The 23,389-nt window shown below is 74.6% G+C and carries 17 protein-coding genes and 3 pseudogenes; 4 read left to right on the forward strand and 16 right to left on the reverse strand.

The features are described from left to right. The first annotated feature begins 2 nt into the window (after positions 1 to 2). Positions 3 to 1,295, forward strand: a complete 1,293-nt coding sequence (locus tag OG982_RS11500; protein ID WP_266948472.1) for a cytochrome P450 — start codon at positions 3 to 5, stop codon at positions 1,293 to 1,295. Positions 1,296 to 1,389: 94 nt separating this feature from the next. On the opposite strand, the gene OG982_RS11505 is transcribed toward OG982_RS11500, so the two are convergent. Continuing rightward, positions 1,390 to 1,884: a DUF5949 family protein gene (locus tag OG982_RS11505; RefSeq protein WP_266787697.1), complete on the reverse strand. Its 495-nt coding sequence runs from the start codon at positions 1,882 to 1,884 to the stop codon at positions 1,390 to 1,392. 57 nt (positions 1,885 to 1,941) lie between these two features. Then, positions 1,942 to 2,562 (reverse strand): hypothetical protein, encoded by a 621-nt coding sequence (locus OG982_RS11510; RefSeq protein ID WP_266787695.1) that lies wholly within the window; start codon positions 2,560 to 2,562, stop codon positions 1,942 to 1,944. A gap of 208 nt (positions 2,563 to 2,770) precedes the next feature. Here OG982_RS11510 and OG982_RS11515 point away from each other — a divergent pair, with 208 nt between their 5' ends. Then, positions 2,771 to 3,190 carry a DUF6299 family protein gene (locus OG982_RS11515; RefSeq protein WP_266787693.1) on the forward strand — a complete coding sequence of 140 codons (420 nt, stop codon included), beginning with the start codon at positions 2,771 to 2,773 and terminating at the stop codon, positions 3,188 to 3,190. A 71-nt stretch (positions 3,191 to 3,261) separates the two neighbouring features. Here the strand turns inward: OG982_RS11515 and OG982_RS11520 are convergent, their stop codons facing one another. The 5 genes from OG982_RS11520 to OG982_RS11540 all read right to left on the reverse strand — a co-directional run bounded on the left by OG982_RS11520 (position 3,262) and on the right by OG982_RS11540 (position 9,092). Next, on the reverse strand, positions 3,262 to 3,405 hold the full coding sequence (locus OG982_RS11520) for a hypothetical protein (protein WP_266787691.1): 144 nt from the start codon (positions 3,403 to 3,405) through the stop codon (positions 3,262 to 3,264). 109 nt (positions 3,406 to 3,514) lie between these two features. Beyond that, positions 3,515 to 5,602, reverse strand: a complete 2,088-nt coding sequence (locus OG982_RS11525; protein ID WP_266787689.1) for a SpoIIE family protein phosphatase — start codon at positions 5,600 to 5,602, stop codon at positions 3,515 to 3,517. Positions 5,603 to 5,616: 14 nt separating this feature from the next. Then, positions 5,617 to 5,865, reverse strand: a complete 249-nt coding sequence (locus tag OG982_RS11530) for a hypothetical protein (RefSeq protein WP_266787687.1) — start codon at positions 5,863 to 5,865, stop codon at positions 5,617 to 5,619. Between the two features lie 27 nt (positions 5,866 to 5,892). Then, entirely contained in the window at positions 5,893 to 7,176 is a 1,284-nt protein-coding gene (locus tag OG982_RS11535) for an NAD(P)-binding domain-containing protein (protein ID WP_266787685.1), read from the reverse strand. 383 nt (positions 7,177 to 7,559) lie between these two features. After that, positions 7,560 to 9,092, reverse strand: coding sequence for an ATP-grasp domain-containing protein (locus OG982_RS11540; RefSeq protein WP_323139248.1), 1,533 nt, complete (start codon positions 9,090 to 9,092; stop codon positions 7,560 to 7,562). Between the two features lie 294 nt (positions 9,093 to 9,386). On the opposite strand from OG982_RS11540, the pseudogene OG982_RS11545 reads away from it, so the two are divergent. Then, positions 9,387 to 10,538: pseudogene (locus tag OG982_RS11545) on the forward strand (glycoside hydrolase family 26 protein); the annotation flags it as partial. Positions 10,539 to 11,194: 656 nt separating this feature from the next. Here the strand turns inward: OG982_RS11545 and OG982_RS11550 are convergent. The 9 genes and pseudogenes from OG982_RS11550 to OG982_RS11590 all read right to left on the reverse strand — a co-directional run bounded on the left by OG982_RS11550 (position 11,195) and on the right by OG982_RS11590 (position 22,491). Further along, on the reverse strand, positions 11,195 to 12,337 hold the full coding sequence (locus OG982_RS11550; protein ID WP_266787681.1) for a GNAT family N-acetyltransferase: 1,143 nt from the start codon (positions 12,335 to 12,337) through the stop codon (positions 11,195 to 11,197). Continuing rightward, positions 12,334 to 13,053, reverse strand: coding sequence for a lipopolysaccharide biosynthesis protein (locus OG982_RS11555; protein WP_266787679.1), 720 nt, complete (start codon positions 13,051 to 13,053; stop codon positions 12,334 to 12,336). Before OG982_RS11555 ends, OG982_RS11550 begins: the two co-directional genes overlap by 4 nt. Before the next feature lie 329 nt (positions 13,054 to 13,382). Next, a pseudogene (locus OG982_RS11560) lies at positions 13,383 to 14,492 on the reverse strand (glycosyltransferase); the annotation flags it as partial. 14 nt (positions 14,493 to 14,506) lie between these two features. Beyond that, positions 14,507 to 15,286: a polysaccharide deacetylase family protein gene (locus OG982_RS11565; protein ID WP_266787677.1), complete on the reverse strand. Its 780-nt coding sequence runs from the start codon at positions 15,284 to 15,286 to the stop codon at positions 14,507 to 14,509. After that, on the reverse strand, positions 15,276 to 16,979 hold the full coding sequence (murJ, locus tag OG982_RS11570) for a lipid II flippase MurJ (RefSeq protein WP_323139249.1): 1,704 nt from the start codon (positions 16,977 to 16,979) through the stop codon (positions 15,276 to 15,278). Before murJ ends, OG982_RS11565 begins: the two co-directional genes overlap by 11 nt. Before the next feature lie 204 nt (positions 16,980 to 17,183). Then, positions 17,184 to 18,548 (reverse strand): O-antigen ligase, encoded by a 1,365-nt coding sequence (locus tag OG982_RS11575; protein ID WP_266787673.1) that lies wholly within the window; start codon positions 18,546 to 18,548, stop codon positions 17,184 to 17,186. A 2-nt stretch (positions 18,549 to 18,550) separates the two neighbouring features. Next, positions 18,551 to 20,055: pseudogene (locus OG982_RS11580) on the reverse strand (sugar transferase). 2 nt (positions 20,056 to 20,057) lie between these two features. Then, the gene (locus tag OG982_RS11585) at positions 20,058 to 21,215 is read right to left on the reverse strand and encodes a glycosyltransferase (protein WP_266792016.1); all 1,158 of its coding nucleotides are present in this window, start codon (positions 21,213 to 21,215) and stop codon (positions 20,058 to 20,060) included. A 94-nt stretch (positions 21,216 to 21,309) separates the two neighbouring features. After that, positions 21,310 to 22,491: a DUF3344 domain-containing protein gene (locus tag OG982_RS11590; protein WP_266948474.1), complete on the reverse strand. Its 1,182-nt coding sequence runs from the start codon at positions 22,489 to 22,491 to the stop codon at positions 21,310 to 21,312. Positions 22,492 to 22,828: 337 nt separating this feature from the next. On the opposite strand from OG982_RS11590, the gene OG982_RS11595 reads away from it, so the two are divergent. After that, positions 22,829 to 23,239: a rodlin gene (locus OG982_RS11595; protein ID WP_266787669.1), complete on the forward strand. Its 411-nt coding sequence runs from the start codon at positions 22,829 to 22,831 to the stop codon at positions 23,237 to 23,239. Positions 23,240 to 23,389 lie beyond the last annotated feature (150 nt).

Consider the following 23,389-nt stretch of genomic DNA (forward strand, 5'->3'; position numbering starts at 1 on the left):
CGATGACGGTCCCGGCACAGCGGTACGAGGACGCGGGCGCGGGCACGGCCCCGCACCTCGCGGACCCGGCGTTCTGGCAGCAGGCCCCCGAGGCCCGGCTCGCGGCCTTCGCCGCCCTACGGGCCCTCGACTCCCCCGTGTACGTGCCCGAGGGGCCGGGGCGCGGCCACTGGGCCCTCGTACGGCACGCGGACGTGCAGGAGGCGAGCCGGCTGCCCAAGGTGTTCGCGAGCGCGCCGGGGGTGACGACGCCCGAACCGGCCCGTTGGGTACGGGCGCTGTTCGGGGACTCCATGGTCAATCTGGACGGCGCCGACCACGCGCAGCTGCGGAAGATCGTGCAGCGGGCGTTCACGCCCCGGCTGCTGGCGGCGGCCGAGGAGGACATCCTCGCGGTGGCCGCCCTGATCGTGGACGACGTCCTGGCGGAGGAACCCGAGGAGTTCGTCTCGGCCGTGGCCTCCCGGCTGCCGCTGGAGGTCATCTGCAACATGATGGGCATCCCGGAGCGCTACCGGGCGGAGATCGCCGACCGGGTCAACCACGCCTCCGAGAACATCGGCGTGGAACGGGGCCTGGCCTCCCGGCTGCGGATGCCCGGGCGCGGGCTGCGAGCCCTGGCCAAGATGCAGCGGATGGTGGCGGGGATCGGCCGGGAGCGGCGCAAGAACCCGACCGACGACCTGATCTCGGCCCTGGTCACCGCGGACGTGGACGGGCAGGCGCTGAACGCCCGCCAGCTGGGGGCGTTCTTCTCGCTGCTGATGGTGGCGGGTGTGGAGACCACCCGGAACGCGATCACGCACGGGCTGAGCCTGCTGACCGACCATCCCGCCCAACGGGATCTGCTGCTCGGGGACTTCGAGACGTACGCCGACGGCGCGGTGGACGAGATGATCCGGCACTCGACGCCGATCATCCAGTTCCGGCGCACGGTCGCGGCCGAGCACACCCTGCGCGGGCACCTGTTCCGGCCTGGCGACAAGGTGGTGCTGTACTACGCCTCCGCCAACCGCGACGAGGCCGTCTTCCCCGATCCGGACGCCTTCGACATCACCCGCTCGCCCAACCCGCACCTGGGGTTCGGAGGCGGCGGACCGCACTTCTGCCTGGGCGCGCACCTGGCCCGGGTGGAGATGAAGGCGCTGTTCCGGGAGCTGCTGACCCGGCCGGTCGGCCTGCGGGCGGTGGGGCTGCCGGATCTGGCGGGCTCCAACTTCGACAACCGGGTCCGCTCGCTCCGGTTCACCTTCGAGCAGCCGGGGGAAGAGCCGGCCGAGCGCGCCGCCCCGTAGCACCGCAGACCCATGGCTCCGGCGTGCCCGCGAGCCCGGCCACCGGGCAGGCTGGGAGCCCGGCGGCCGGAGTGGGCGGCGCCCGCGCGGGCGGCTACTTCTGGAGGCGCTGCACCGTGAGCACGCAGTGCGCGCTGCTGGTGAGCACCTCCTCGTCGCCCGCGAACTGCTGGAGGAGCTCCGCGGTCACCGGGCGGCCCGGAACCGCCTCGGGCCAGGCTCGCGTGGCGAACAGGAAGTACGCCTGGCCGCTCTCGTTCGCCGCCGCGACCCACTCGTCGGGGGCGGTACAGGTCGCGTTCAGCCCGGGCATGGTCAGCGCGACCTGGTTGTCCGTGAGCAGGATCTGCACCGGGAAGGTGGACGCCTTGAGGGTGCCGTCCATGACCACGTCGCCGATGGGCAGGCCGATCTCCTCCAGCAGCCCGCGGGCGGCCGCCTCGCCGGCCTCCGGGCCCTTGGGGCCGTCGCCGAGGGTGTAGGCGAGGAGGTACGGGATGTCGTGGCCGTCGGAGGGGTCGCCGATCCACGCGAGCACCGAAAGGGTGCCGAGCTGGGTCCGGTCGATTTCGGCTTGAGTTGAAGTCATGCGCCGCACCCTAGTCGCCTCTCACCCGGCGCTTTCACGGCCTTTCACCCGGGCGGGCTAGACCGCCCAGTAACCCGTTCTCGAATTCGCCTGAATGTTCGCGTCCTGGTACTGGAGCCGCACAATGCGCGTGTTTTCCGGAACTTCGAACACGACCCAGCCCTCGGCCCGCTCACCGACCTCCAGGGAATCGAAGACGAGGGGTTTGCCGGTCGTCAGTTCACCGGCGGGCACCACCGGGTGGCGCTTGCCCGCGCCGTCGAGCGCCCACATGCGACCGAGCGCCCCGTACGAGGCCCCGCCCACGTTGACGAACGACATCGAGGCCGCCACCCAGCGCTTCCCGGCGGGCGCGGTGAGGTCCTTCGCGACGCTGATCGCGGGATCCACGTACGCGTTGAGCACCGCCTCCAGGTGCCGGCCCACCTGGCGGCCGTGCACCCGCACGGAGTCACCCACATGGGCATCCTTCGCGACGGCCCCCGCCGCCCCTGGGGCCGGGACGGCGTCGTCTTCCGCACCACCGCCCGGAACCCCGTCGTCCACCGGGACGGCGGGCACCGCCGCCGGGGCGAGCGCGGCCCCGTCTGGGGCGCTCTGGCAGGCGGTGGCACCGAACAGCAGGGCCGGGAGGAGGGCGGCGACGGCGAGGACGGGTGCGGAGGCGGACTGGCGCATGCGGGATCCCTTCGGGGACCTTCGGGGATGTATTCGGGCCAGTCTCACGCGCCCGAGCGGGCAATTGCGTACAACGACACGGCCGTAGGGAGCGAGTTGCCGCCCGACTGCCAGCACAATTCGTTCCGGCGGATTCCCGCCGCACGGATTCACCGCATCCGCTTCACCGCATCCACCCGGAGGAACGATGGGCACGACCGGCCCCCGAATGGCTCTCGCCGCACTGTCCGCCCTGGCGGCCGCCGCGGTATTCACCGTCCCGGCGAACGCCACCGTATTCGAGAATCACATTTCCGTATGGCAGGACGCCCACATCGGCGACGACCACACGGTCACCCTTTCCGGCACCTACGTGTGCAACGACCCGTCACCCGCACGGGTGCAGCTCTCGACCGCCGTCGTCCAGAACGGCATCCGCCTGGGCAAGAGCGCGGGCAACGTGGTCTGCGACGGCGAGGAGCACGAGTGGCAGACCACCGCCTCCATGCGCTTCACCAAGGGCCTCAGCGCCGGCGAGGCGCTGGGCGAGGCCCGGCTGGAGGTGATCCACATGGGCGGCCTGCTGCCGAAGGCCATCGACACGCTCGCCGAGGACAGCCACGAGATCCGGCTGATCGACCACCGCTAGGCCCGTCCGCGGCGCTGCCCGGCCGCGGCGCTGCCCGGCCGGTGGCCGCCGCTGCCGGCAGGCGGGCGCGGCTACCGGCAGGCGGGCGCCACGCCGGTCATCGACATGAACGCGACCGTCTGGCATCCGGGGTCCGCGTGCGGGCGGCCCGTCGTCCAGTCCACGACGGTCGGCACCCCGGCAGCCACCAGGAGCAGCGCCAGGATCCCGGTCACGGCGCCCCTGTTCAGCCGGCGCACTGCACGGTCCGTTCCCCATCCGTACGTCTCATGGCCGCATCATCACCCCGACCCCGGACGGTCACAACTCGGCGTGAGCGGCCGGTCACCCCGAGGCGCGGGCGATCGCGGCCGCGTCGAACTCGCACCACACCGCCTTGCCGTCGCCCCGGGACTCCACGCCCCAGTGCGTGGCCAGCGCGTCCACCAGCAGCAGCCCGCGCCCCGTGGTGGCCGACTCCCCCGGGGTGCGCCGGCGCGGCCACACGCTGGAGCGGTCCTTGACCCACAGCCGGATGCGCCGCACCGGCTCCGGCAGCACCTCCATGGTCAGCACCGCCCCGCCGTCGGTGTGCAGCAGGGCGTTGACCAGCAGTTCCCCGGCCGCCAGCTCCACGTCGTCGGCGAGTTCCGGCATGCCCCAGTCCCGCAGGGCCTGGCGCAGCGCGTAGCGGGCCTCCGACAGGCCCTCCGGGTCCGCCTGGTGGACGTACTGGTGGATCCGGGGCGCCCGGTGGGTGCCCGGGTCGGGGGCCCGGCGCAGCACCAGCAGGGCCACGTCGTCGCCGGAGCCCCAGCGCTCCCAGAGCCGGTCGGAGAGGTGGTCGGCGAGCGCCCCGGCCTCCTGGGGACCGCTGCGCACCGCGTGGGCCAGGGCCTCCATGCCCTGGGTGATGGCCGTCCCGGGCTCCTCCACGAGGCCGTCGGTGCACAGCACCAGGGTCTCGCCGGGAACCAGGTCGAGCCGGGTCTCGGGGAACTCCTCCTGCTCGAAGACGGAGGCCAGCCCGAGCGGCAGCCCGCCGCGCACGTTGGGCCAGCCGGTGCGCCCGTCCGTGTGCCGGATCAGCGGGCCCATGTGGCCCGCCCGGACCGCCCGTACGCCGCCGGTCTCCAGGTCCACCTGCGCGTACATGCAGGTCGCGAAGCGTTCGGTGTCCAGCTCGGCGAGGAAGCGGGAAGCCCGGGCCAGCACGGTGGACGGCGGATGACCCTCGCCCGCGTACGCCCGCAGGGCGATCCGCAGCTGGCCCATGATGGCCGCGGCGTGCGTGTCGTGGCCCTGGACGTCGCCCACCACGATGCCGACGCGGTCGCGGGGCAGCGAGATCACGTCGTACCAGTCCCCGCCGACCTCCCGGCCGCTCCACGCGGAGTGGTAGCGGACGGCGATCTCCCCGCCGGTGATCTCGGGGATCCGGCGCGGCAGCATCGCCGCCTGGAGGCCGGTGGCGAACTCGCGCTCCTGGTCGAACAGCAGGGCCCGCTGGAGCGACTGGGCGACGATGCCCGCCAGGCCCAGGCTCAGGTTCCGCTCCTCCGGGCTGAACTCGCTGCGGCGCCGGTAGAACAGCACCAGGCCGCCGATGGCCTTGGCCTGCGCGATCAGCGGCAGGTAGGCGGCCGCGTCGAAGCGGATCCGGTCCAGGTAGTCCGCGAGCAGCGGGAACTCCAGACCCAGTTCGGTCAGCGAGGTGACGAAGCGCGCCTTGCGGGTGAGCACCGCCTGCGACAGCGGCAGCGATCCGTCCAGCCGGGTGAACCGGCGCTCGCTGAGGATCTCCAGCGACTCGCCGCTCAGCGCGATGATCTTGATGGCGCCGTTCTCGACCAGCCCCAGGGCCAGCCCGTCCGCGCCGAGCCGCTCCAGCGCGCCCGCGCCGGTCAGCGCGGCCGTGACGTCGTCCACCGTCACCGCCCGCGACAGGGCCTCCGTGGTGCGCTGCACGATGGTGGCCTGCTGGGCCCGCGCGGTCTCCAGCTTCCGCAGCAGCGTGGCGTGCTCCAGCTCCGCCGTCGCGTCCCGGACGATGCCGACGACCCGCCGGGGACTGCCGTCGGGGTCCCGCAGCACCCGGCCCTGGGTGTGCGTCCACTGGTCGCGGCCGTCGCGCCGGTGCACCGTGAAGTACAGGCCGTACGTCTCCTCGTCGCCCTCCAGGACGGCCAGCACGGTGTTCGCGTGCCGCTCGCCGTCCTCGCCGGGAACCCGCAGGCTCAGGGCCTGCGGGGTGTGGTCGAACTCCTCCGGCTCCAGGTCGAGCACCGCCATCCCGGCCGTGTCCAGCTCCAGCGTCCCGGCGTCCAGGTCCCACTCGAAGCTGCCCATGCCGTTCAGCGCGAGCCGCTCCCCGGGCCCGGTGACGGGACCCTGCCGGCCCGTTTCGGGTCTGTCGTGCTCCGCCGCTGCCATGAGAGTCACACCACCTAACGGCCGGGCCAGCACGGCTGGGAGATCAGCCGCTCCCACTCCTCGTCAGGATGCCCCGGAAGGGTCCGCCCGGCCTCCCGCCAGCGCTTGACGAGGGAGAGGTAGATCGTGGGCTGGTCGCCGCCGGGGTGGAACGCCGCGGCCGGGGGCGGCGGGTGCGCGGCGGACCTGGCCCGGGCGGGCTGTTCCGCACGGCTGGCGGGAATGCGGACCCAGCCGTGGCCCTGTGCTCGCTCCGCACCCATCACGGACCCCTCTCACCGCAGGAACCTCTACCGCAGATACGTCTTCGGATGTTTCGGATGCCCGGCGGACGCCCGGTCGGCCCGGACGCCGCCGGTGGAGCCCGGCAGCGGGCCCCGGGCGCCGAGACGTCCCAGGACTCCCTTCACCAGTCTCCCCGCCGTGAAGCCGGCGCCGTGTACGAATCGCATGGAAGGGCCGAATGAGGGAGCCGTCAGCAGCCCCGCGAAGAACAGTCCGGGCCAGGAGGACTCGAATCCGGCGTCCAGGTCGGGCGTGACGCCGCCGCCCACGGTCGCCAGCGCGGAGCGCAGCCCCGCGTCGAGGAGGCCCAGCCGCCCGAGGTCCGGGCTGAAACCCGTCGCAGCGATCACGTGCGCCGCGTCCAGTACGACGGGCTCCCCGGCCGGTGAGGTCAGGCGCAGCCGGGTCCGCTCGCCCACCGCCACCGCGCGGTGCAGCCGGTGTCCCAGCAGCGCCGGCACCCGCCGCTCGAAGCGGTCCCGCAGCCACCAGGCCCCGGCGGGGCCCAGGGCGGTCGCCGCGATCCGCTCGCGGGTGGGCGCGGGCAGCCTCCGTACCGCCCAGGGCAGCTCCGCCCAGACCCAGCTGCGCCAGCCGGTGCCGAGCCCGCTGTGCGGCTCGCGCAGGGCGCGCAGCACGGGGCGCTCCAGGGGCTGCGGGACGGTGTTCCAGTTCAGCCGGGCCCGGCGGGCGATCAGACAGGGCCGCGCCCCGCGCTCCGCGAGCAGCGCGGCGGTCTCCAGCGCGGCCTGCCCGGCGCCGAGCACGGCGACCTCCCGGCCCGCGAAGCGGGACAGGTCGCGGTGGCCGCTGCTGTGCGAGTAGTGGCCGGGCGGGAGGCCGCGGAGCGCTTCGGGGTGGTGGACGAACGGCATCACCCCGACCGCGAGCGCCACCGTACGGGCGAGGAGCGGCGGGCCCTCGGCGGTACGGATCCGGAATCCCTCCCCCTGCGGGGTGACCTCGGTGACGGTGACCTCCTCGACGGCGGGCGCGGCGTGCCGGGCGAACCAGAGCCCGTACGCGCTGAACGTGCCGATCGGCAGCGGAGTGCCGTGTTCCGCGGTGATTCCGCGGGTGGCGCAGTAGGCGGCGAGGGTGTAGCGGCCATCGGGGGAGGAGAGGTTGGACGACCAGGGCTCGGACTTGAGGTACATCCCCTCGGGCATGTGATCCCGCCAGGAGGCCATGGGCCTCCCGAGCAGCCGCACGTCGAGCCCGGCGGCCGCCGCGTGGGCGGCGATCGACAGCCCGTACGGGCCCGCGCCGACCACCACGAGATCGTCCATCCGCGTCACCGCTGTCCTTCCAGTCGCATGGGTGGTGTTGCGCCGTGTCCGCCCTGGTCGGCACGGCCGCGGGAGGCCCGGACACACCGCCGCCATCCCTTCCCGCTCCGGCACCCGCCACCCCGCCCCGACGCCTCAACCACCCCGACGCGCGGACTCCGCCACAGCCTCCCCCACCCCAACCGCCCCGCCCCGCCCCCGCTCACCGGGCCAGGGCCCGGCCACCGGGCCGCCGGCTCCTCACGCTTCGGACGCCCTGGCCGGGGCGGGGCCGGCGGGATCGGCGCCGCCGGGTCGGGACCGGTCAGCGAGTCACCGGCTCGCCCGGCTGGGCCGCCGGTGCCGGGGGAGCCGGCCGGATCAGCCCGCCGGGTCCCGGCCGGTCACCGAGTGACCAGCTCGTCGGGCTCGGCCGCCGCGGCCGGGGGCGGCGACGCGGACGGAGCGGGCGGAGCGGATGTGGCGGGCGGGGGTGGCGGGGTCACGTCGCGGGCACGCTGGCGCGGGGCGCGCACCACGGCACGGGCCGTGCGCCGGCCGTGCGCCGGAACCCGCCTCAGCACCCGCGCGCCCTTCCCCGCGCCCCGCCCCAGGAACGCGGCCAGCATCGCCAGGAACGGCATCAGGTCGTCGGTGGCGAACCACGCCGCCTCGACCCGCCCCCGCTCCCCCCGCACGACCACCCGCGCCCCTTCACGCGCCGAACCCGAACCCCGCCCCCCGGCGCCGGCCCGGGCGGCCGCCCCAGCAGCGGTCCCGCCGCCGGCCCCGGCCGCCAGTCCTGCCCCGGACCCGGACCCGGTGCCGGCCGCAGGCCCGGCCGCGGTGTCGGTCTGGGGCGGCGGCCCGGGCGCCGGGGCGGGGGTGGATTCGGGTGGGGTCGGGCGGCGGACCGACGGGACGGCCGGGGTGGGCTGTTCCGGGGCGGGGTGGGCAGCCGGCGGTCGGGCGGCGGGCGTCGACGGCTCGCGGCGGAACGGCAGTTGGCGGCCCCGTACCGCCGCCAACAGCGCGTAGTTCTCCGCGAGGAACACCCGCCCCGGCCACGGCACCGGCTCCGGGACACGCTGCCCCGTCAGATCCAGGTACATCGCCTGGACGACGTCCAGCCCGGCCGCGTCCGTGAACAGCCGGAACTGCGCCCCCGGGCGCGGGTTGAAGTCCACCAGCCGGAAGCACCCCCGCTCGTCCCGGCGGAAGTCGAGGTCCAGGATCCCCTGGTAGCCCAGCCGTTCGGCGATCCTCAGCCCCGCCTCCTCCACCGCCGGATCCGGCAGCCAGCGCCCCACCGCCGTCAGCCCCGTCCGTACCGGCCAGGACAGCTCCTTGCGCCCCGACCCGGCCAGCAGCGGGTGCCCGCCCCGCGCGAACGCCCCGTGGAAGAACCAGTCGGTGTCCGGCCCGGCCGGCAGGAAGCGCTGGAGCAGCAGCCTGCTGCCCGCCTCGGCGGACCGCTCGTACAGCCGCCGCGCCTCGGCGGCGGTGTGCACGAGGGTGGTGCTGCGCAGGCCCGAACCCGCCGGCAGCAGCCAGGGCCGGCTCCATTTGGCGACCGCCGGCAGCCCCAGCCGCCACGCGGCCTCCGCCGCCTCCGCCCCGCTCGCCGGGATCACCGTCTCCGGGTGCGGGATGTCCCACCGCGCGCACAGCCGCGACAGCTCCGCCTTGTCGGCCACCCGCGCCGGCAGCCCGTCCGGCTGATGGGGGATCCGGAACCGCTCGCCCAGCATCGGAGCGATCCGGGCGACGGCGATCGCGCTCAGGTCGTCCATCGCGACGAGGACCGCCGGCCGGCCGATCCGCTCCGAGACGCCGACCAGGCATTCGAGCAGCGCCTCCGGCGCATCGGGATCCAGCCCGTCCGATCCCCCGTCAGGACCCGCGTGCACGGCGCGCAGATACCGCGAACGCCCCATGGGGCCACCCCCGGCCTCGACGACGGCATGCACTTCCACGCCCTTGCGCCCAAGGGATCTGACGGCGCCGAGGGTCCCGTGGTGGAACGGATTGCGATCGAGTCGGAGCAGAACAGCAGGCACAAGGTTGCCGAACGCGTGCATGGAAGCGGTGTCTTTCACCTAGTCGGACCAAGCGGGGAGGATGCGCACCTGCGAATGGCCTATGCGGCGGTCACCGAACAGGCCGTTCATCAGATCTGATGCCTAACGTCTTCGACAAGCACACCGATTCAGGAAAGCTCGGGAGACGCCATGCCCAGACCACGCCGCCGACTGGCGAGCACCTGCGTCGGTACGGTCACCGCCGGACTCCTCGCCACCGGCGCCGCGCTGGCGGCGCCCGACGAAGGCGAGGGCAAGGACGGCAGGGGCACCGACATCGCCATGGGCGCGTACCTCGACTACGGGCCGCCCGGGATCGCCCGGATCCCGTCCCTCTCGCGCTGGCTGGGCGGCAAGGAGATCCGGGTCGGGCACACCTATCTGCCCGGCGACCGCTGGGCCGGCATCGAGGGGAACGTCAGCTTCCTGGAGGACTGGGCCGAGTGGCGCCAGGCCGAGGACGACCGGATGTTCGTCCTCAACGTGCCCATGCAGGAACGCAACGAGGGCCGGGTGCCCGACTACCAGGTGGCCCAGCTGATCAGGGCGGGCGCGGACGGCGCGTACGACCGGCACTTCCGCAAGCTCGCCGAGCGGCTCGTGGACCTGGGCGTCCCGGACACGGTGATCGTGCTGGGCTGGGAGATGAACGGCGTCACCTACACCCACCGGTGTGCGCCGGACCCGGAGAACTGGAAGGCGTACTGGCGGCGGGTCGTCACGACGATGCGCTCCGTGCCGGGGCAGGAGTTCAAGTTCGACTTCGCCCCCAACCGGGGGAAGGACGCGATCGGCTGGACCGAGTGCTACCCGGGCGACGACGTCGTCGACATCATCGGCATGGACTCCTACGACCAGGGCCCGGGCCGGGACTTCGACGACCAGGTGTCCCAGCCTTACGGGCTCCAGCAGCACGTGGACTTCGCGAAGGCGCACGGCAAAGCGATCTCGTACCCGGAGTGGGGGCTGTTCCGGCGCGGGGACAACCCGGAGTACGTGCGGCGCATGCTGAAGTGGATCGAGCAGCACCGGCCGGTCTACCACACCATCACCGACTACTGCCCGCACGGCGTGTGGCAGTGCAAGCAGAACCCGCGCTCCTCGGAGGCGTTCCGCGACGCGCTGACCCCGGACCGGCCGGGCCCGGTGATCCCCACGCCGGTGGTCCCCACGCCGGTCGTCCCGACCCCGGTGGTCCCGACCCCGGTCGTGCCCACGCCGGTCGTCCCGACGCCCGTGGTGCCGACCCCGCAGATCCCGACTCCGCAGATCCCGACTCCGTCGCCGGTCGTCCCGACGCCCTCGCCGCTGCTCCCGACCCCGGAGGTCCCGGCGCCCGTGACCCCGAGCCCGGTCAGCCCCAGCCCGGTCAGCCCGAGCCCGAGCCCGGTGGTCCCCATCCCCGAGGTCCCGGTGCCCGTACCCTCGCCGGCGGTCCCCAGCCCGGAGATCCCGGTCCCGGTGAGCCCGAGCCCCGTCAAGCCGAGCCCGGTGAGCCCGAGCCCGGTCAGCCCGAGCCCGGTCACACCCAGCCCGCAGGCCCCCAGCCCGCAGGTCCCGAGCCCGGAGGCGCCGGCTCCTGTCAGCCCCGCGCCGGTCGTGCCGAGCCCGGCCGAGCCGAGCCCCGTCACCCCCGACCCGGTCGAGACCCCCGTCCCCGTCCCCGTGCCCTCGTCCGAGAGCCCGAGCCCGAGCCCCCGCCCGAGCGCCAGCCCCAGCCCGGTCCCGAGCCCGAGCCCGACTCCGGTCGTGCCCAAGCCGGAGCCCGTGCCGACGGCGCCGCCGGCCCCCAACAGCACGCAGTGGTGCCTGCCGCTCAACTTCGGCGAGTGGCTCTCCAAGCTGGTCGGCACGCAGTCGCTCTGCGTGCGGTTCGACTGGGGCAAGGACTCCGGCTTCTGGCCGTTCTAGTTCCAGGGCCAGTTGCGGTTCCGGTTCACCTCCCGGCAGGGGCCGGCTCATCGCACGCGCAGTTCGTTCAGCCTGGCCCGCCAGTCCCGGGCGGCCGGCAGCGTCTCGCGCAGCGCGTCCACCGCCCGCTCGCGCCCCGTCACCTGCGACTCGTGCAGCCGCAGCAGGGGCGCGAGCGCGCTCGTGGCCAGCAGGAACCGCTGGTTGACGATCGTCTCGGGCCGCCAGTGGTTCTTGTACGGCTCGTTGCCGCGCAGGAAGCTCACCACCGGGCGGTCCTCCGCGAGCGCCTTGCCGGCCTCGTAGCGCAGCAGCAGCGTCGCCACGTCCACCTTCCTGGCCCGCAGATCCGGGTCGGCCCCGTACAGGTAGCCGCCGCTCAGCGCGGCCGACAGCAGCGTGACGTTGGCCGCCATCACCTTCCCGTCGAGCCGGAACTCGGTCAGCCGGGCCTCGCCGGCCCGCACCATCCGCCGGGTGGCGCGGGTCAGGTGCTCGGCGAAGCGCGGCTTGAGGTGCTCCGGGGTCACCCCGCGGCCGCGCCACTGCTTCTCGTGCAGCCGCAGCAGCGTCCGTACGGCGCGCGGCACCTCCTGCTCGGTGACCTCGCGCTCCTCGATGCCGGCGGCGTCGGTCTTGCGCAGCTTGGCCCGCACCCGCTGGGCGCCGGAGCCCGGCATCCGCTTGACCAGCTCGTCGAACGGCAGCGCGGGCAGCTCCATGCAGGTGGAGTCGGCCAGCTTGCTCCGCGCCCCCGGCCAGGCCTCGAACACGGCCTCGGCGGCGGCCCCGGGGCGGACCTCGCGCAGGTCGACGACCGCACCCCGGGCGGCCCGGTGCAGGCCGCGGGCCAGCGCCGGGACGACCTGGTCGGCGTGCCCGGCGGCCACCAGCACGTCGAAGTAGTCGGTGATCCCGCCGCCGAGCGGCACCAGCAGCGGCAGCGGCCGGTGTACGAGCATCAGCGCGGCGGCGCCGACCAGTTCCTCGCCGCGCCGCACGAGCACGATGCGGAGCCGGCCGTCGCGGCCGTAGGACAGCCACCAGGAGTGGAGCCAGGCGTGGCTCTGGAAGGGGGTGGCGGTGGGGCAGCCGCGCAGGAGCCGGTTCCACGGCTCCTCCAGCGCGGCGAACTGCCGGGGGTCGCGGCACAGCGTCACCGACAGGGCCCCGGCGGAGCCCGTCGTCATCGCACGGACTCCTTCTCCTTGGTCTCGGAGTGCTCGCCCTGCGCGGGCAGCGAGGCGTACTCCTCCACGGCAGCGGGCGAATCCGCCGCGGGCGTCTTCGCGGCGGGCGTCTCGTCGCCGGCCTCCTGCGGGCGGCGGCGGGGGCGCGCCAGCATCCACAGCCCGCCGAGCAGCCCGCCGGCGCACAGCCCGACGGCTCCGCTGACGGGGGCGGACGGCGAGGCCGGGGCGGCGGGGGCGACGGCCTGGTTGAACAGCAGCAGCTGCACACCGGTGTTCTTGGCGGCCTGGTTGCTGCTCAGCGAGAGCGCGTCGGCAACCGCGTTGGCGATGTCGGCGGCCTCGGCCGGGCTCTTGGACGTCCCCGTGATGGCGATCATCGGGGACTCGGGGGACGTCTCGGCGCGGACCTGCGTACGGAGCTTCTGGGCGCTGAGGCCCGCGCGGGGCTGGGCGTACGCGAGGGTGGAACTGCTGGTGGCGATGCGGGCGTAGGCCTGGGCGAAGCCGAGGGCGGTGGCCGGCTCGGTGGTGTCGTCCGGGACGGCGACGACGTAGCTGGTGGCGGCGTACTCGGGTGCCTTGAGCACCCCGTACGCCCCGCCCGCTGCCAGCCCGAGCAGGGCGACGGCGGGCAGGGGCCACCAGGCGGGCGGCGCCAGCAGCCTGGCCCGGCGGCGGTGGTCGGACTTCTTCTGGTCGGCGGTGTCGGCCATGTGCGTGCTCACTTCCTGGGTGGAGGGGGAGGTTCCTTCGAGACGGATCAGCCGGTCGCCTGCGGCGCGCCCGGCAGGTATTCGGCGCCCGGCGGCCCGGGTTCGTCCGGCCGCGCCCGGCCTCCCACGCCACAGGCCGGCCCCCCACCGGACAGCGGGGCCGCCCCGGCGTCATCCCCGGCCCCGGCGGAGCCCTGGCCGGCGGGGTCCGGGGCGCGGTCCCGGCCCGACCCGGTCGGCTCGGCGCCCGCGGAGGCCGGCGGGGCGGCGGACAGGGGGCGTCGGGGGGTGGGCGCGGACAGCGCGCGGGCGGGGAGCGGAGGGGGCGCCAGGGCGTGGGCGTAGACGTCGAGGAGCTGCTCGGCGGTGCGGGTGATGTCGTAGCGGCGGACCACGGGGGGCTGCGGCAGGCGCCGGGCGCCCGCTTCCATGTGGCCGCGCAGGGCCGCGACCAGTTCCTCCGTGCCCGTCCCGATCCGCCGCGCGCCCGGCGCCTGCGCGGCCGGCAGGTCGTCGATCGCCGGGCAGGTGACGTGCAGGACGGGCAGCCCGGCGGCCAGGGCCTCCACCACGGCCAGGCCGAACGCCTCCTCCCGCGACGGCGACACGAACACGTCCATCGCCGCGAGCAGCGCCGGGATCCCGGCGGTGCGGCCGTCCGCGCTGTCGCCCAGCGGGTCCCGCTCCCCCAGCAGGTGGATCCGGCTCTGCGCCCCGAGTTCGGCGGCGAGCCGGCGCAGCGTGGCCCGCTCCGGCCCGTCCCCCGCGATCAGCAGGTGGGCGCCCGGCAGCGCCGCCACCGCCCGTACCAGGACGTCGAACCGCTTGCCCGGCACCAGCCGGCCGACCCCGCCCACCACGAACGCGCGCTCCGGCAGCCCGGTGCGGGCCCGGGTGGCCCGCCGTACGCCCTCGTCGAAGCGGAACCGGACGGCCTCGATCCCGTTCGGCACCACGTGCACCCGCGCCGCCGGGACGCCCCAGCCCTCCAGGCGGGCCGCGACCGTGTCCGACACCGCGACCGTCGCCGCGCCCAGCCGCTCGCTCCCCAGGTACAGCGCCCGGACCCCGCGCGACAGCGGCCGACCCTCGATCTCGCCCTCGCCGAGCGAGTGTTCGGTGGCCACCGTCGCGCTCACGCCCGCCAGGCGCGCCGCGAGGCGCCCGTACACGCAGGCCCGGTACAGGTGCGTGTGCACCAGGTCGTACTGCCCGCGCCGGATGAACGTCACCAGCCTCGGCAGCGCCCCCAGGTCGCGGTTGCCCCGCATCCCGAGGTTCACCACGCGGACCCCGTCGGCCCGCAGCCCCTCGGCCACCGCCCCGGGGTTCGTCAGCGTCAGGACGTCGCAGCTCATCGGCATGTGCCGCAGCAGCAGGCGCAGTTGCTGCTCGGCGCCGCCGACCCCCAGCCCGGTGATGACGTGCAGCGCCCGCACCGACTTCAGGGCGGTCATCCGTGCTTCACCCCCCGCCGCATCTCCCGCACCTGGTGGCGCACCTGCTTGATCCGCAGCCGCGCGGCGCCGTCCGCCTGGCTGACGTGCGTACGGGGCAGGGCGTGCGGGCCCGCGAGCCGCCCGGGGTCGATCGCGCAGGCGTACCCGTACCCGGCGGCGCGCGTCGCGTCGACGACCCGGGCGTCGAGGTGCCCGTACGGGTAGCAGAAGCCCTCCGGCAGCGTCCCGGTCAGCTCGCGCAGCAGCTCCCGGCTGCCCCGCAGCTCCTGCTGGAGCACGTCGTCGGGCGCGGCGGTGAGGTCCTGGTGCAGCAGCCCGTGCGAGCCGATCTCCTGCCCGGCGGCGGCGACTTCGCGGATGCCCTCGGCGGTGAGCAGCGACTTGCGCGGCCCCAGCGGGTCCCAGACGTTGTCCACGCCGAGCCTCCCGGGCAGCACGAACAGGGTGGAGGTGCAGCCGTAGCGGCGCAGCAGCGGCAGCGCGCGGGTCAGGTAGTCGGTGTAGCCGTCGTCGAAGGTGAGCCCGACGAGCCCGGCCCCCCGCCCGGCCGCGCGCGCCCGAAGGAGCTCGCCGACGGAGACCCCGCGCAAGCCCCTGGAGCGCAGCCACAGCAGCTGGGCCTCCAGCACGGCCGGGGTGACGGTGATGCCGTACGGGTCCTCGGCGGGATCGGTGAACTCGGCGACCGAGTGGTACATCAGGACCCACGGGGACGCGGACCGGCGGGTGGGTACCCCCACGGCGGCGGGCGCCGTGTCGGTGTCAGCGGACATTGCGGAACCTCTGGGTGAGCTGGGAGGTGAGCTGGGCGATCTGGCTGGGCAGGGCGATGACCTCAAGGGCCCGTATGGCCGTCCCGGTGGCCCCGAACATGGCCGGGACCAGCAGGCAGCCGAGCGCCGCGCTCAGCAGCGGGTCGGGGATCATCGGCCCGGCGATCCACCCGGTGACGCAGGCGGCGAGGGCGGATACCGCCAGCCGGGCGATGCTGACGGCGACCCGGCGGACCTGGATTGCGATGATCCGCGAGCCGAGTCCGGTGAGCAGCAGGGCGGCGGTGGTGGAGATGCCGGCCGCGTTGGCGGCGGCGATGCCGTACGTCCCCCACCAGCGGACGGCGAAGGCTCCGGCGACGATGTTGACGAGGAGCCCGGCGCCCATCGCGAGCGCCGGGAACCAGGTGGGCCGGGCGGTCGAGAAGAAGGGCCGGGACAGGGCCCCGACGAGGCAGTGGCCGAGCAGCCCGAGGCTGTAGACCCGCATGACGGAGGCGGTGGCGAGGGTGTCCTGGTGGGTGAAGGCGCCCCGCTCGAAGAGCACCTGGATGATCTGCGGCGCGTACCCGATGACGAGCGCGGTGCCCATCAGTACGGCGAGGGAGGCGAGCGCGAGGTCCTGCTCGACGCGCCGGCGGGCCTTCTCGCGCTCCCCGCCGGCCATGGCCTGGGCCACGACCGGGAAGGTGACGGTGCAGATCATCAGGGACAGCACCATCGGCATCTGCGCGACCTTCTGCGCGTAGTTGAGGTGCGAGATGGCGCCGGGGGGCAGCGAGGCGGCGAGGAACCGCTCGACCAGGACCTGCGACTGCCGGAAGACGGCGAAGAAGATGACGGGGGCGATCAGCCCGAAGGCGATCAGGGTGGGCCGGTCCCGGTCCCGTTGGAAGCGCGGGGCGCCCTGGGCGCGCGGCGGCCCGAAGCCCACGTTGCGGATGAACGCGGGTAGTTGGACGAGGACCATCAGCAGCCCGCCGACGGCGACCCCAGCGGCGGCGGCCCGCACGCCCCACACGGCGTGCAGGGCGACCATCGTGGCGATGATGCCGACGTTGTACGAGACGTAGATCGCGGCGGGTGGCAGGAAGGAGCGGTGGGCCCGCAGGGCGGCGCTGAAGTATCCGGCGATGCCGAAGGACAGCACGGTCAGCGCGGTCATCCGGGTGCACTCGACGGCCAGCCCGGGATCGGGCAGGCCGGGCGCGAGCACGCCGACGACGAGCGGCGCGGCGACGACGAGTACGGAGGCCACCGCGGCCAGGAGCACGACGAGGCGGGGCAGCGTCGCGCCGACGAGGAGGCGTACGGGGTCCTGGGCGCGGGCCTCCTTGCGGGTGAGCCCGGCGCGGCTGGCGGCCCGCCGGGCCAGGGCGTGGCTGAAGGCGGGCACCATCAGCAGCGCCATGGCGTCCTCGATCAGCAGCGTCGAGGCCATCTCGGGGACGGTCCAGGCGATCAGGAACGAGTCGCTGTCGTGCCCGGCGCCGAAGAGGTGGGCGATGGTCTGGTCCCGGACCAGCCCGAACAACGCCCCGGCGGCGGTGAGCCCGGCGGTGACGGCGGCGGCCTTGGCGAGGAACCGCCCGAGCGGCGCGGGCGCGTTCCCGCCGCTCCCCGGCCCCGCATCGGTCCGCCGGACGCCCGCCGCCGACGCCTTCGCACGGCCCGCGGCGCCGGTCTGCAACACCGACGGCCGGACGGAGTCCCCGGCGGCACCCGAGTGAGCGGACGCTCCGCCCGGCAGGACCGACGGCCGGGCCGAGTCCGGCGCGGCCGCGGTCGGGAGGACCGGGGGCGCGCCGGGGCCGGCTCGGGCGGGCGTGGGTACGGCCCGCAGCCGCGGCGACTTCGGTCGCCGCGGCCGCGGGCCGCCGCCAGGGCGTCGTGTCCGTCACCGGCCGTCCGCACCCGCGGCGGCGCGCCCGGTGAGGCAGTCCCCACCCGGCGAAGGCAGCGCCCACCACGCGGCGAGTCCGATGATCACCCCGGTCAGGACGGTGGACGGCCCCCCGATGTCCGCGTAGAGGAAGTCCGTCAGCTGCCACACGAACATCCCGATCGCGACCAGCCCGCAGTCCCGGATCCCGCGCGCGGAGCCGTCGGCGTACCGCCGCAGCCCCGCCACCAGCAGCGCCGCCCAGCCGCCCGCCAGCGCGACCAGCCCGATCAGCCCCTGCTCGCTGAGGATCAGCAGGTACATGTTGTGCGGGGACAGCAGCGGCTGGCGCAGGTAGGCCTGGCCCGCGCCGGCGGTGTCGCTGCCGGAGGACAGCGCCAGCGAGGAGTGCCCGTCGCGGTGGGCCGGGAAGCCCTTGAGGCCCACCCCGGCCGCGGGCCGCTCGCGCCACATCGACTCGGCGGCGGCCCACATCGTGTAGCGGTCGGTCACCGACTGGTCCGGCGCGCTGGAGACCTGCGTGATCGAGGTCAGCCGCTCCGCCACCATCTCGGAGCCGATCCCGAACCCGCCCACCAGCACCACACCGGCCGCGCCGAGTGCCACCAGCACCTTCAGGGCCCGCCGGATCCCGGCCATGGCCATCACCAGCACCGCCGCGCCGAGCGTCGCGATCCACGAGCCCCGGCTGAACGACAGCACCAGCGGCACCACCAGCACCAGCGCGCAGCTCCCGGCGATCCGCCGGACCCGCTGCGACAGGCCCGGCGCCAGCGCCGCCGCCGTCGCGACGACCAGCCCGTACGCCACGACCGTGGCCATGCCCATCACGTCACCGGGGCCGAAGGTCCCGACGGCCCGGATGTCCTCGCCCTGGTAGGAGGCCCCGGTGTGGGTCGCGTACTGGAGCACCCCCACCGCGCCCTGGAACAGCGCCAGCACCACGAAGCACCCGGCGGCGATCCGGAACTCCCGCGCGTCGCGCACCAGCAGCACCACCGCCGCCGGGACGAGCACGAACACCTGGAGGTAGCGCACGAAACCGGGCAGCGCCGCGTACGGATCGCCCGCGGTCACCGTCGCCACCGCGAGCCCGACGGCGGGCAGCCCGAGCACGAACGCGCCCAGCGGGCTCAGGGCCCGCACCCGGCCCCGTAGCGCCTGGAGGGCGCAGACGAAGACCAGCAGCAGCGAGGCTGCGTCGGCCGGCCCGACCTTGCCCGAGGCGGTGGCGTCACCGGCCGGCAGCGGTGCGAGGAGCAACAGGACGGTGCCGGCGAGCGGCAGCAGCGGCCAGTGCCGGCGCAGCGCCCCCGCGAGCACGGGCCGGCCCCACGTCCCTGACAGTGCGAGGCTCATGGTCAGCTCCCCCCGAGCCGGAAGCGGAAGAACGAGGCCGCGGTGCGGGCGAGGATCCACAGGTCCTGCCACAGCGACCAGGTGTCGATGTAGTGGTTGTCGAAGCGGGCCCGGTCCTCGATCGAGGTGTCCCCGCGCAGGCCGTTGATCTGGGCGAGCCCGGTGATGCCGACGGGCATCCGGTGGCGGGCCTCGTAGCCGGGGTGGACGGTGCTGAACTTGGCGACGAAGAACGGCCGTTCGGGCCGGGGTCCGACCAGGCTCATGTCCCCCCGTACGACGTTCCACAGCTGCGGCAGCTCGTCCAGCGAGGACTTGCGCAGGAAGGAGCCGACCGGGCTCATCCGGCGGTCCCCGGCGACCGTCCAGCGGGTGGCGGACTCGTGCTCGTCGGCGCGCAGGGTACGGAACTTCAGCAGCGTGAAGGGGCGCCCGTACAGGCCGACCCGCTCCTGCCGGAAGATCACCCCGGGCCCGTCGGAGAGCCGTACGGCCAGGGCGCACAGGCCCATCACGGGCGCTGCGGCGATCAGCGCGACCGCGGCGAGCACCCCGTCGATGGCCCGCTTCACCCAGCGCTCGACGGGCCGGGACGGGCGCGGCAGCAGCGGCTGTACGGCGTACCCCCACAGCTGGTCGGCGGGCTGGGCGACCCGCATGCCGGTCACCTTTGCGGTGCCGGCCGGGTCGGCGAGCCAGAGCCGGCAGCCGTGGTCGTGGAAGAGCCGGACCAGCGAGGCGGTGCGCTCGTCGGCCTCGGGCGGACGGGTGAACACCGCCTCCCGGACGGAGTTCTGGATGACCGCGCGGCGGATGTCCTCGTGGGTGGCGAGGACCGGCATCTGGGCGTTCTCGCCGTCGGCGGCGGAGCCGGCGATCCCGACGGGCCGCAGCCCGTACTCGCGGCGTCCGTGCAGGGCGGCGGCGACCGCGCTCGCACCCTCCCCGGATCCGACGACGAGGACGGAGGCGGGCCTGCGGACGGCGGAGCGGCGGCGGGCCGTGTTCACGAGCCCGCGGCCCGCGCACGCCAGGACGACCTGGAGGCAGACGGCGGTGAGCAGGGCGCTCCAGCCGAGCGCCTGGCCGGGCCGGACGGCGGCCACGACGGCGGCGGCGCCGCACCACAGCACGGCGGCCCGCCCGGCCAGCGCGGGCAGTTCGAGGAGCGCGGAGGGCGCGAGCCGCGGCCGGTACAGCCCGGCCTGCGCGTGCAGCGCGGTGAGGAGTACGGCGACCGGCGCGGCCGCCTCGGCCGGCAGGCCGAGCCCGGGCAGGGCGGCCGTGGTGAGGACGACGGCCAGCGCGTCGGCGGCCAGCAGCGGGCGGCCCCGCCGCGCCGGCGGATCCGCCGCGGCCGGACGGCGGGCCGGGCCTGGTCGGCCCGGGGCCGGCGCGGGGGGTGGATGGCGGTCACGGAACGGCGGACGGCGGTGGTGTTGCCGGCGCTGCCGCCGGCCGGCCCCGTACCGCCCTGCCCCGTGTGCCGGGCGGGTGCGCTGTCCATCGTCATCGGCTGATGCGCTCCTGGTTCAAGGGACGGGGCCTGCCCAGCAGTTCGTAGTACAGGCCGGTGACCGCGTCCGTGGTCCGCCGCACGTCGAAGTCGGTCCGGGCGTGCTGCCGGGCCTGCTCCCCGAGTTCGGCGAGCAGGCGCGGCTCGGTGAGCAGCCGGCCCAGGCCCTTGGCCAGCGCCGTCGGGTCCTCCGGCGGCACCAGGCACAGTCGTGCCTGGCCGGGCGGCAGGCTCTCCCGGGCGCCGCTGACGTCGGAGACCAGGACCGGGCGACCACAGGCCATGGCTTCGAGCGGGGCGAGCGCCATGCCCTCCCACCGCGACGGCAGTACAACGAGATCGGCGGCCCGAAGCCACGGTCGGATGTCCCGGGCGGCTCCGGCGAAGAGCACCCCGGGTGGTGCGGCGCGGCGCAGCGCCTCCGTGTCGGGCCCGTCGCCGACGAGGGCGAGGCGGGCGTCCGGGACCGTGCCCAGCAGCTCCGGCCAGGCCCGGAGCAGCACGTCCTGGCCCTTTTGCGGGCAGAGCCGGCCGACGCAGACGACGAGCGGCCCGTCGCCCCGGAAGGCGGCGGGCAGCGGGAGTTCGGCACGGGCCAGGGCCCGGTCGTGGTCCCGGTCGGGGGCCGCGGGGCGGAAGTGTTCGAGGTCCACGCCGTTGCGGATCACCGTCCAGCGGGCGTGGATCCCCTCGCTCTCGCCGGCCCGGCGTTCGGCCTCGCTGACACAGAGCACCCGGTCGGCCCAACGGACCCCGTACCGCTCCCAGCGCAGCGCGAGAGCGGCGGTGGCGCCGCCGACGGCGTCGAAGGACCAGGCGTGCGGCTGGAAGACGGTGGGCACGGCGCCGCGTACGGCGAGCCGCCCGGCGAGGCCCGCCTTGGCACTGTGGGCGTGCAGGACGTCGGGCCGGACGCGGCGGACCAGCCGCCGGGCGCCTGGCACTTCGGCGGCGAGCGCGGGCCCGGGGGCACGTCCGGCCCGCCAGGCGAACACCTCGGCGCCGGCCTCCCGGGCGGCGTCGGCGAGCCCTCCGCCGGGCGGGCAGCCGACGACGGCCCGCAGCCCGGCGGCGGACTGGCCGCGCACGAGGTCGACGACGACCCGGGCGACGCCGCCCTCCACGGGCTGCACGAGGTGGAGGACGGTCAGCGGACGCGGGGCGTCCGCCGCGGCGTCTTGCGGAGCTGGAGCCTCTCGCGAGGCTTTCGAACGGTTAGTCGGCACGTGGAGTGGTCTCCTGCGTTCAGCGGCGCGCGTCTGTCTGAACGAAGAGCACACCGAGGAAATGACCCTGACTTTCGCCCGCGAACTTGAAGTTCAGGCTGCGGGCACCACCGGACAGGGCGGGACTCAGATCGAACACGTCCGCGTCATATCCGAGATTATTCATATGATCAGGCTGTCGCACGAAGGCGTTCTGTCCGAATTCCGTGATCGTGGAATTCATGACGTCGTCGAAAGGATTTTCTCCGTCGCTGAGACTCACCCGACGGCCACTGTCGGCGGTCACCGTGAGTGAGTCCCCGAGGGTCCCCCGGTCCCCGTCGTACGCGACCACCCCAGCCTTGCCCGAAGACCCGGGCCGGGCGTCCAGGCCGGCGATCTCCACCGTCTCGCCCGCCGCCTCCCCGGCGCCCGCGGCGAGCCCCTCGAACCCGTCCCACAGCGACAGCCGGCGCACCGGCTCCTGCGGGTGCTCGTACGCCACGACCAGCGTCCAGCCGCCCCAGGCGCCCACCTCGGAGTGGCCCATGGCGATGTTCAGCTGCGCCACCGTCCACATCCCGGCGCCACCCTTGCGCACCAGCGGGGTCACGTCCGCCGAGGCCTGGTAGGCGTCGCTGCCCGCGTCGCTCTTGTGCCCGACGACGGTGTCGGCCAGCACTTCCTTGTACGCGCCGCCCGGCTCGGCGACCAGCACCCGGCCGTTGTCCTCCGGCGGCTTCTGCTCGCCCACCCGCAGGTTCCCGCCCCAGTACAGCCGGGCGTACGAGACCGTCGCGCCCTGCGGGACCTTGAGCTCGGCCCGGGTGGAGTTGTAGGTGTCGGGGTCCTTGTCGACCTCGCTGTAGAACATCTCGAAGTCGCTGTTGACGCCGGCCGCGCCCTTCTTCACCTCGGCGCACGGCTCGGCCTGCGGGGACTCCTCGCGGCGGCAGCTGATGCCCGAGTTGGAGGCCCGGACCAGCCCGCCGTGCTGCACGGCCTGGTAACGCTGGGTGAAGGGAACCCGGACGGCCTCCCGCTGCGTCGGCGCGGGCGGGACCGCGGCCCCGGCCGCCGGGACGTCCACGGAAAGGGTGAGGCAGGACAGCAGACCGAGCGTGCCGAGGATTCTGCGGGAGGAACCCATGACCCTGTCTCCATTTCCGATCAAGGGGACAAAACAGGAGTGAACTTTGTCAGAACTCGGGCGGGAAATCACGCCGGACTCGCACGTACGGCCTTTTGGGCGATAGCACGCACCCCCGCAGTGGGCGGGTCGTTATGCGATGCACCATTGTTCGAGCCGAATGGGAAAGCGGAGGCTTCACCGGCGAGTCCCCGGCGTCCCGGTCGGCAACCCGGTGCGGGCTCCCGCCGCCCGCCGCCTCAATGCCTGACCGACGGCGCCCGGCCCCGACGGAGCCCGACCGTCAGCCCGTTCGTCAACCGTGTCGCCCGAAACGTCGGCATCCGAGTGAACCCACGCAACCCGAGCAGGGGCCGCCGCGTTGATCCGGGTGCTCCACTACCGGGCAATCCAGCAAAAAGGGACGACAATGATCAAGAAGATGATGGCCTCGGTCGCGGTTGCCGCCTCGGTCGTGGGCATCGGTGCCGCCATGGCGCCCCAGGCGATGGCCATCGGCAACGACAACGGCGTCAACACCGTGAACGGCAACGGCGCCTCGCAGATCTACGGCAACCAGGCCACCTACGGCAACATGAGCCCGCAGATGGCGCTGATCCAGGGCTCCTTCAACAAGCCCTGCATCGCCCTGCCCGCCAAGGCCAACATCCAGTCGCTCCTCGGCGCGGTCCCGATCGGCCTCCAGGACATCAACGTCCTGTCCAACCCGCAGAACCAGCAGTGCACCGAGAACTCCACCCAGGCCAAGGGCGACGAGGCTCTCTCGCACATCCTCAGCAACATCCCGATCCTCTCCGGCAACGTCTCCGCCGGCAGCTGATCGCACGCCCTGCCCGAGGCCGCCGCACCTTCCGGTCGCGGCGGCCTCGCCGCGTGCACGGGTCGAAATGGTGACACAAATCAGCCCTGAATTCCGAACACTCGGACATCGGGGTGAATTGTGGAACGACCGCCGGAGATCTCCGGTTTC

This window comes from Streptomyces sp. NBC_01551 (assembly GCF_026339935.1).
Lineage (GTDB): Bacteria > Actinomycetota > Actinomycetes > Streptomycetales > Streptomycetaceae > Streptomyces.